Genomic DNA, 10,116 nt, shown 5'->3' with positions numbered 1-10,116 from the left:
TTATGCTCGAGAATTGCGAGGATGGACCCTGCGTCAGGTGACCAGTCCAAGGGTCTGATGTAAAAGTCTTTCTCACTGTAAAGTGTGCGAAGGCCCGAACCATCCAGGTTTCTAATCCGCAGTTGATTGACCCGGTCCTTCGTATACAAGGTGTAAGCGATTCGTTTTCCGTCGCGTGAGAACACTTCGTAGCCGTAAAACTCGTCACCCTCACCCAGGGGCACCCTATTTGTGATTCGTGTCCTCTGTCCGCTGGCAACTTCGAACTGGACCACGTCACCCGTGTGCCAGTCTAAACCTCTGATGTACTTGCCATCCGCGGTCAAGACCCCACCGACGCCGGAGGCGTCTGTGAGAACCCGGCGTGTGACGAGTCCCCCGGCAGCACCGGGACCGCCAAGCGCCGCCAGCCTCACCCGCGCCTGCGCCACAATCTCGGATTGATCGGCGTATTCGCTCACCACGCGCTCGTAGGCTGTGCGGGCCACTGCATTGCCCAACTTTTCATAGCACAGTCCGATATACAGTTGAGATTTCGCCGCAAATTCCCTCTCTTTCGGATATTTTTTGATAATATCGTTGAAGATCTTGATAGCCCCTTCCAGGTCCCCCTTTGTTTCCATGGTATATTTTGCCTTCTCGAAGAGAACCGCGTACTCGGGAGAAGACAGAGCTCCGGTTGCGATCAGGAATACGGCCAAAAGGGCGGTTACGAGAAAAGATTTTTTGAGAGACATGATGCCACCTCCTGCTGGTGAGTTTTTCTCATTCATCGGGGAGATTTTCCCCTGCACCAACAAAGTAGCGTTTTCAATTGTCAAACGTGTCAAATGAAAGTAAACAAATGTAAAAGATTGTAGTCATCCTACAAATCGGTATCCTCCTCCGTAGACCGAAAGGATATACTGGGGATGAGCCGGGTCATCCTCGATTTTTTTCCTCAATTTCAGGATATGATTGTCAATGGTGCGGGTAGTGGGATAACTGTCATAGCCCCATATCTTGTCAAGCAGATCATCTCTGGTCACCACTTCGCCGCGATGAGCGATCAAATACTTGAGAATATCCATTTCAGTGGAGGTGAAATCCAGCTCTTTCCCTTTGCGCCGTGCTTTAAAATGGGCAAAATCAATTTCTACCTCATTGAAGGAATATATGCCGGCAAGAGTGTTTACTTCTCTATCGGCGCGCCGTAAATGCGCCTTCAACCGGGCTAAAAGCTCGCGGACGCTGAACGGCTTGGTGATATAATCGTCAGCCCCGATCTCAAGTCCCACCACCTTGTCGATCTCTTCTCCTTTGGCAGTGAGCATAATGATCGGGATACCGATATTTTTTTGCCGGAGTTCCCGGCAGACCTCCAGGCCGTTTTTCTCAGGCAGCATAATATCGAGAATGATCAGATCGGGCGTTTCCTTAAGGGCTTTGCGAAGACCTTCCAAACCATCAGAAGCCCAGTCGACTTCGTATTCTTCATCAGCCAGATTGAGTTTCAAACCTTTAACCAGGTCTTCTTCATCTTCGATGATCAGTATCTTTTTTCTCATTCTGATTCCTCTCGGGGTTAGACAGGGGAAGAATCACAGAAAAGATACTGCCTTCCCCCGGTTCGCTTTCAACCTGAATTCTACCGCCGTGAGCTTCGATAATGTGTCTGGCCAGGGTAAGGCCCAATCCGCTTCCTCCTGTTTCAGAAGCAGTTATATTTTTTGACCGATAAAACCTTTGAAATATTTTTGGGATTTCTTCGGGCGAAATTCCCATGCCTTTGTCCTTGACCTGAAGGACAGCGTTTTCACCATCTCTCATTAATGTTACTGCCACTTTCTTTTTCTTGGGTGAATATTTCATGGCGTTGCTCAATAAATTGACTAGAACACTGGCTATGGCCTCTCCATCAATAATCATTTCCGGAATATCCGAGGCGATATCTGTTTCAATGGTAAAACCTTTTTTTTCTAAATGATACGTATAGGATTCCAGAGTATTCCGAATAACTGCGGCTAAATCGGCTTTTTTAAAAACAAATTCTTTTCTGCCCATCTCGATCCTGGAAAAATCGAGAACGTTGTTGATCAGATGAGACAACCGTTCACTTTCCTTGGTGATTATCTCATAGCATTCTTTCCTCTCTTCATCGGTGAGATTTTCTTTACGTTGGAGTGTTTCCCCGAAAAGATGGATAAGGGTCAGCGGAGTCTTGAGTTCATGAGAAATTGTATGAACAAATTCAGTTTTTAAGCGGGTGATTTCCGATTCACGGGAAATATCGCGCGCTATGAGAACAGCGCCAATAATCATTAAGGCTACGATACATGCGAGAAGAAAACCGTAAAAGATATTCTCCCGATGTGCTGTCCGCTCAAGGGCTTCCATTCCGGAGTGAGAAACGAGAAGCTTCCAGGGGAGGGGAAAGACGCGAAAAGATAAAGACAGGGATTCCTTTGAAGATAATTCTTCTTTCCCGGTTACTACATTTCGGCCTCTTTCGTCAATGATCTGATAATGAAGAGCGGAATCCTTTTTTTTATCCTCCAAAACTTTTGGCAGTATCCGGTGTTTTAGAGAATCGAGGTCCCAGAAGAAGCCGCCGTAGAAAGTTTTTTCTGATTGAAAGCGCGTAAGACCGGCATAAGAAGTGAGACAAAAGCCTTCTTCCAGAGGGATGAGCAATCGCCACGGCGCATTTTTCTCCATTACAGGTGACAGGGACAGCTTTTCCAGTATCCTGGGAACGATATATTTCTTGATGGTATCCGTCAATACCAGTGTTTGCCTGTAGGGAGATTGTCGGTTACGTAAATCAAGATAAGATTTTCGAATTTCAGGAAATTTTCCGTTATTGCATGCATCCGCAAGTATTGTGTCAATTTCGGCGGTAAAAAAATCGTACGTGTAAATGTCAAGAGGCCAAACCCCTTCCTGTATTTTTTTATACAGATCAAGCAATATTGTCAGATCATTCGGTTCTCTCTTCAGAAGTTGATCTATCTTATATAATTGAAGAGCGGCAATAATACCGTAAGGGTGTCCTGCTTTGTTTTTGAACTGGCCATAATTCTGAGAAAGCTCGGTATATGCCTTGTAAGCTTCATCAAATTTTTTTAATGATAAAAGGCAGCGCCCCAGACCTTCCAAGGCAATGGCCCGGTACCTCTTTTGATGAACCGGCAAAGTACACTGGTTATATAATTCAACGGCCCGAGTATATTCTTTTTGAGAGAATTCAAAAAATTCGGCTTTTTGAAAGGTTCGAGCAAATTGACTGTCCGGTAAGTCCTTTCCCCATTGAAATATCAAAGCACTTTCATTCTCGGTTTTAGGGAATAGTATTTTAAAATCCGCATCGAGCAGAAAAAGTTGTCCGGCAATATCTTTGGGGAGCAAAGAGGAACTTATGTAATTGTTATTATCTTGGCGGGAATGAATTAATCTGGTAAAATTCTCTGACTTTAAGGCTTTTCTTTCATGATCGAGAAGCTCTTCTTCGATTGATTTGAGGGCAGCTTCTCCTGAAATCCAGAGGTTCGATACAAGAAGTTTTTTTACCGTTTCGCGCCTTTGGGAAAAGGTACTGAAGCTTAAATAACCCACAAGTAATGAGGGGAGAAAAATCGCAAGAAGGAAAATTACTATAATTTTTCTGGGAGCTACTATTTCGTGGTTTATTATTTTCATTATCTGCGCCGATATAAGGCTTCAATTTTTTACTATCTATATTCAAGATATATTAATTTCTCCTTTAAAATTGTCAAAAAATGTAAAATATTGTTTAAAAATTTCTTTTTCTTTGTAATTTTGTAACAATATCACTGTGCAGCTACTTTTTTAAGTTCACAGGCGTGCGGCTTCCGAGAAGGGCTGCCGCGGCCATATCTCCGGTCACGTTGGCGACGGTACGGAAGCCGTTGGGGATGGGGTCTACTGCCAGCAGGATGCCCACCGATTCCGCGGGAAGACCGGCGGCCATGAGCACCGGAACAGCCACATACACTGCCCCGCTCGGCACCCCTCCCACCGTGATGCTGGTCAGAACCGCTACCAGGACAACCTGCACCAGCCGGGCGGATTCGATGGTAATTCCATAAAGCTGCCCGACAAAAAAGACCACGATCACAAACCATATCGGAGCAGAATATCTGAACGTCGTAGCGGCCAGCGGCAAAACAACTCCCGATACGGCTCGCGGGAGACCGAGACGGGTGTCGGCCCCATCGAGCATGGCAGGAAGGGAGGCCAGTGAAGAGTGTGTGGCGAAAGCGACAAGCTGAGCAGGTGTACAGGCTCTGGCAAAGCGATTGAAAGGGATGGGAGTCGCCAGGCTGACAACGAGGTAGGGGACGATTGTGAAAGCCGCGAGGGTGAGAGATGCTACAAAAATGTAATATCCCAGAATGCCGAATATGGCGGATCCTACCCGAACACTCATCGAAAGGGCCAGTGCGAAAATACCAACCGGCGCCAGACGCACGATCACATTCAGAAGGACCATGATCGCCTCATCGATAGCCTTGAAGAGATTCACCACCAAACGGCTGGAATCAGGTGCGATGCGGGTCAGGGCGATGCCCAGCAAGAGAGAGAAGACGATTAACGGCAGCATCGCGCTGTCGGCGGCAGCTTTTACCGGATTGCTCGGAACAATGGTTAGCAGCCACTGGCTGAATGCCGCCGGGGACGGCGCGCTTCCCATGCCCATACGGGCGGCGCTGTCACGAAGAGAAGCGGCAGCCGTGGAATCGATGGGGAACCACTCGAACAGCCGGGGCATAGCCAGCACGGTCAGCACTGCCGGCACGACGAGAAGGCCCGCGATTATTCCCAGGGCTCGCCAGCCGGCCGAGCGCAGAACTGCCGCGGCTTCATTCTGCGCAAAAGTGACAATAACCTTTGCGACAACAAGCGGCACGATTGTCATGAGGATGGCATTGATCCATAGAGCGCCAAGCAGGTTCGCACCAGTCGCAATCCCGGCCGCGCTCCGTCCTGCGAACATGGCGAGGGTCACCCCGGTAAAAATGCCCGCCAAGAGTCCGATGAGCGCTTTGGTACCGAGACTCATGAGCTTTCCTTCGAAAATCTGGATACATTCAGGGTAAAAGGAAAATGTAAGATACGGAAAAATAAAAATAATCAATCTCAAAAAAAAGTATAATACATGGCAAGAACTTATTTATACTTATATTTTTCCAGGAAAAATGGAATCGTTCAGATTTTTTTTAAGGAGGTACTCCAGATGGCGGCAATGTTTCGTTACACTCTTTTTGTGATTTTGTCGGTTATTCTCGCCCGGAGCGGCGAAGCGCAGTATGATGTCAGCAAAGAAAAGTCCGAAAACGCTCCGAGATTGTCACCTAATACAACTGAGGAAATGCTGCATCCGGAGTTCTGGATCGCCAATATAAAGGGGAATCCGGACCTAGTAATCCTGACACCGGAGCAGATCGTGGAGTTTAATAAGAAAAACAGCACCAAAACATACGACTTCAAGGACATAAACGGAAAACCCTATACCTTAAGGACAAATTCATTGGTAGAGGATCCGCTCTCCATCCGCACTTTTTCCGGCGACAGCCTCCGTGTCCTCATCAAAAATTATCAAAGAGCAATGGAATCAGGCACCCTCTATGACTTCCGGAAAAAGAAATACGAAGATGACATGAAAAAGAAGATCAGCGAACAGGCCAATATCGATGCGATTCCAGTCACCGTTACTCCCCGGTACGGGATTATGGTTGCCCCTTCATCACACAGGAAATTCCCCACACACAATGAAACGTGGAGCGAGCAGAGCGGCTGGATTTCCAATAATTCATTCAATGCTCTCGATGCCGCCTCGCCGGTGGCAGTTCTGCATACTTCTAGGGATGGCGACTGGTATTATGTCCGCAGCGAGTTCAATTTCGGCTGGGTTCCCGCCCTCGAAGTAGCCATAGGCTCTGCAAAAGAGATAAGAAACTATGTCGAATCCAGGGATTTCATCATGGTTACCACCGGCAAGGTCCCGGTATACAGCGAAAAAGCGCCTAAAAATTTTCTTATTGACCTGTACATGGGCGCCAGGGTCAAGCTGGTGAAGAAGACGGCTGACGGCTTTCATGTTCTTGCGCCGTTCCGAAAGGCTGACGGTACTTTCGAGACGGTTCCTGGCCTGGTGAAACCGGATGCGGGGGTCAGTGTGGGCTATCAGCCGTTCACACAGAGGAATATCATCAATACCTTTTTCACCAAGCTCAACGATCCCTGGTCGGGAGGGGATGCCTATGAGGCCCGTCACTGCTGCGGGGCGGTGCGCGGGGTGCTCAGGACTTTTGGCATAAAAGTCATGGACTCGACAACATTTCAGCTTCATGCATCCGACCACGTGATATCCTTTCCGAAAGAAGCACCGAATGCTGTGAAATATACGTATCTCAAGGAGTGCGAACCGGCTGTGACCCTGCTCGGCAGCCCTGCTCATGTGATTCTGTACCTGGGTGAGGTGAACGGCAGACACTATGTCCTTCATTCCACCGGGTATGATTACAAGAGCGATGACGGGACAGTCATGATGCTGAGACGGGTGAATGTCAACGATACCGAGCTGGAAGGCGGTTCGCAGATCGACACCTTGACCTACATGTGCCAACTGAAGCCGTAGTGATAAGGTAGATCCTGAAATGGGTTCAGGAGAGGCGCTCATGACTGCTAAAGATCAGTTGATCGGTACATGGAAACTTGCCTCCCTCGAATTGCGACGCCCGGATGGGACAGCTACTTATCCTTTCGGCAGAAATGTGATCGGTATGCTCATGTATGATACGGGTGGAAATATGAGCGTACAGATAATAAGCGCCGAGCGTCCGGCGTTTGCCTCAGGCGATCCCATGAAAGGCACCCCTGAGGAAATAAAGACCACCTTCGAAGGGATGATCCTCACCTACTTTGGCAGATACGAAGTCATTGAAGAGGAGGGCGCGGTAATCCATCATATCAAAGGCAGCGCTTTTCCGAACTGGGCAGGTATCGACCTGAAAAGGCCGTTCGTATTATCCGGCGACCGCCTGAAACTCGACATCCCGTCCATCATCCTGGGCGGAATTATACTCAAAGGATTCCTACTCTGGGAACGTGCGAATGAATAAAACGGATTCTGGTCATTTAATGCGAATATCCGGGAGGTCTTCATGGCATGGTCATGAAAAGCAAACAAAGGATGCTTCTGAAGTGTAGTTTCCGGGGAATGCTGTTATGGACGGCGCTGATGTTATCAGCAGCGCCGCTGTCCCGGGCAGCAGGTTCAGAAAATGAATCGTGGATAAAAAAAATACGGCAGGATCACCCGCGCCTTTTTTTCAATAGCGATACCTGGCCCCAGGTCAAGGGAAGGGCTCTCAACCAGGAAAAGGATTGGTTCGCCCAATTGAAAAAAATGGTGGACCGCTACCCGGATAACCCTTCATCTCAAAGCACTCTTGAAGACAACGCAGACCGTAAAAAACCTGACGGCGCCATAGAAACTGTCAAGCTGCCGAGACCGGTTGAATGGGGGACACAGGCAGGACAGACAGCGTTCGTGTATCTCGTGTCAGGCGACAGGAAGTACCTTGAAAAGACAAAGAAAATGCTCCTGGTAAGCGTGGCGGCATATCACGAATGCATTAGCAAGGGCATGGCTGTCGATTGGTATTCCACAAGCCGCGTTCATTGGCTCGCAGGGTATGACTGGATATACAACGATCTCACTCCCCAGGAGCGCATAGCGCTCATGGGTTCTTTTCTCAAGCACATCGACAGCCTTCAGCCCAGGCCGGAAAGACCGCCGATCAACCGCCTGAACGACAGCGACCATACTACGGGATTTTACGGCGACCGCAATCTCATCTGGTTCACCGGTGTTGCTGCGCTTAAGGATGGCATCGACGATGTGCTTGCCCTTGAATTTCTCCGCCAGGGGTACAAGTACAACCAGGACCTGTTCGAATACCGCAGGAAATGCGCCGGAGACGACGGCGGCCTGGCATCGGCAACGACCACTTATGCGATTGCTCATTACCCCTGGTCTCAGTTCAATTACCTCTACACGTATCGATCAGCGACGGGTATCGATGTTGCCGCTGACTGGCCCTATCTGGCATACTTTCCGGTATGGATCATGTGGAACTGGATTCCGGGACCCTACCCCCGTGAGTTCGGTTCGGGAGATGTCTATCACTATCGCAATGATTTGTGGGTATCCAATCTGTATATGCATATATCCCAGTTCATGGACTTTTACGGAACCTCTTTACCGGACTGCGCCGGCCTCGCTGCATACATACGGGAAATTATCCCCGAAAGCGACAAGAGATATAGCTGGACCTGGTTTTTCTATCCCTTTCTCCTCACCAGCATTGAAAAAGCTCCGCCCCCGCGAAAACCTGTCGACACCGACCTCAAGGCTCGCCATTTCGAGACGCTCGGCCAGGTATTTATGCGCTCGGGAACCAGCCCGGACGATACGTACAGCCTTTTCAACATCGGCTCTCAGGTACCGAGCCACAAACAGTACGATGAGAACAATTTCATTATCTATAAAAAGGGATATCTTGCACTCGACACCGGTACACGGGGTCAGAGCACGGATTACCAACTCAGCCACTATTACTCCCAGACAGTGGCTCATAACTGCATGCTGATCAATATGCCGGGGGAGCCGTTCCCGACATACTGGGGATTGATATATGACGGCCCCGAGGGGAAGACAAGCTGCGGGGGTATGAATAAAACCACCGGCGACAAATGCGTAGCGTTTGAGACAAACGACCACTATACTTATGTTGCCGGCGACGCCACACCCTGTTACCTTCCTGAAAAATGCACGTTTGCTCTCCGTCAGTATGTCTTCATCATGCCGAATCATTTTGTCATATGCGACCGGGTTGTATCGACTCAGGCCGATTACAAAAAGAGCTGGCTTCTTCACACTCAGAACGAGCCGCTGGTGGATGGCAAACAGTTTAGAGCCGATCATGAGAACGGACGTCTTTTCTGCAGCACGATCTATCCGAAAAACGCTGTTCTGACGAAAATAGGCGGATCGGGGAAGGAATTCTGGGCCTGCGGGAAGAACTGGGAGCTTGCGCCGGAAGTGAGCGAAATGGTCAAATCCAAGTATGGAGGTGGATTGCTCGGAAACTGGAGGATCGAGGTTTCTCCCGGCGCTCCCCGGAAAGAGGATATTTTCCTTCACCTTATACAGGCATGCGATACATCGATTGCATCTCCGGGCAAATCAGCTCTGATTGAAAATAACAGCATTGTGGGTGTTAAGTTCACAACCGGCTCAAAGACCGTGCAGGTTACGTTCGCGAAAAAAGGCGAGCCATCGGGGCATATAAAAATTTCTGAAGGGAAAAGCGTGATCATGGAACGCGACCTGACAGGAAAAGTCATGCCTCAGGCGGGATTATCCGGAACACGGTGAAATGCATGACCGAAGCGCCAAGCCGGGTTTATTCCGGCGAGGCAGGTTGTGTTTTTTATTATGGAGAAAAAGATGGACAAAGGAAACAGGAATACCCCGGACGGTGATGGAGCCGGTCAAACCGAACCTGTGATAACCAATTTCATGCTCCGCGAGATCCAGGCGCCGATAGCCGCGCGCCTGATACATGCATTCGCCGGTGTTGTGGGCCGCGACAAGGCGTTGGAAACGGCCGCAGAAGCGATCAGAGAGGATGCGGCTGCGGCAGGGCAAAAAATGGCGGAGAAATTCGGCGGAAACTCCATGAAAGAGCTTGGCCGCGTCCTGCGGGAGTTATGGGCCGAAGACGACGCATTGGAATTCCGTATCATTGAAGAGGACGAACGAACCTTGAATTTCGATGTGACCCGCTGCCGCTACGCCGAGCTGTTCGAAAGGCTGGGGATTAAGGAACTGGGCGTCTGCCTCACCTGCAGCCGCGACGAGCCGTTCATCGCGGGATTCAACCCGCTGATAAAATTCGCGCGGACTCAGACCATCATGGAGGGCGCCCGGATCTGCGATTTCCGGTTTAACTTGAAGTTATACTATTTCGCTTGCATACGTTAAAGAATGATAGTATACTTCCTTGTGGGAATATTTCCCCAGAAGGAGGTAGAGGAGATGAGAAA

Annotated in this window: 8 protein-coding genes; 4 read left to right on the top strand and 4 right to left on the bottom strand. The window is 49.2% G+C overall.

Annotation, left to right across the window (positions count from 1 at the left end):
* From Q8O92_01855 to Q8O92_01840, 4 genes are all read right to left on the bottom strand, one after another.
* On the bottom strand, window positions 1-794 hold a 794-nt coding region (locus Q8O92_01855; protein MDP2982059.1), incomplete at its 3' end, for a tetratricopeptide repeat protein.
* 66 nt (window positions 795-860) lie between these two features.
* Complete coding sequence (locus Q8O92_01850; GenBank protein ID MDP2982058.1) at window positions 861-1,547, bottom strand: response regulator transcription factor; 687 nt, start codon at window positions 1,545-1,547, stop codon at window positions 861-863.
* On the bottom strand, window positions 1,516-3,678 hold the full coding sequence (locus tag Q8O92_01845) for an ATP-binding protein (protein MDP2982057.1): 2,163 nt from the start codon (window positions 3,676-3,678) through the stop codon (window positions 1,516-1,518). The genes Q8O92_01850 and Q8O92_01845 overlap by 32 nt, the downstream gene beginning before the upstream one ends.
* 142 nt (window positions 3,679-3,820) lie before the next feature.
* Entirely contained in the window at window positions 3,821-5,062 is a 1,242-nt protein-coding gene (locus Q8O92_01840; GenBank protein ID MDP2982056.1) for a cation:dicarboxylase symporter family transporter, read from the bottom strand.
* A 174-nt stretch (window positions 5,063-5,236) separates the two neighbouring features.
* Here Q8O92_01840 and Q8O92_01835 point away from each other — a divergent pair, with 174 nt between their 5' ends.
* The 4 genes from Q8O92_01835 (at window position 5,237) to Q8O92_01820 (ending at window position 10,054) form a co-directional block, all read left to right on the top strand.
* Window positions 5,237-6,640 carry an SH3 domain-containing protein gene (locus tag Q8O92_01835; protein MDP2982055.1) on the top strand — a complete coding sequence of 468 codons (1,404 nt, stop codon included), beginning with the start codon at window positions 5,237-5,239 and terminating at the stop codon, window positions 6,638-6,640.
* Between the two features lie 40 nt (window positions 6,641-6,680).
* Complete coding sequence (locus Q8O92_01830) at window positions 6,681-7,124, top strand: lipocalin-like domain-containing protein (GenBank protein ID MDP2982054.1); 444 nt, start codon at window positions 6,681-6,683, stop codon at window positions 7,122-7,124.
* 47 nt (window positions 7,125-7,171) lie between these two features.
* Window positions 7,172-9,445 (top strand): heparinase II/III family protein, encoded by a 2,274-nt coding sequence (locus Q8O92_01825; protein MDP2982053.1) that lies wholly within the window; start codon window positions 7,172-7,174, stop codon window positions 9,443-9,445.
* Window positions 9,446-9,517: 72 nt separating this feature from the next.
* The gene (locus Q8O92_01820) at window positions 9,518-10,054 is read left to right on the top strand and encodes an L-2-amino-thiazoline-4-carboxylic acid hydrolase (protein ID MDP2982052.1); all 537 of its coding nucleotides are present in this window, start codon (window positions 9,518-9,520) and stop codon (window positions 10,052-10,054) included.
* Window positions 10,055-10,116: the final 62 nt, after the last annotated feature.

This window comes from Candidatus Latescibacter sp. (assembly GCA_030692375.1).
GTDB lineage: Bacteria > Latescibacterota > Latescibacteria > Latescibacterales > Latescibacteraceae > JAUYCD01.
Note: the sequence above shows the minus strand (reverse complement) of the source record. Positions and strands in the feature narration are given on the sequence as shown.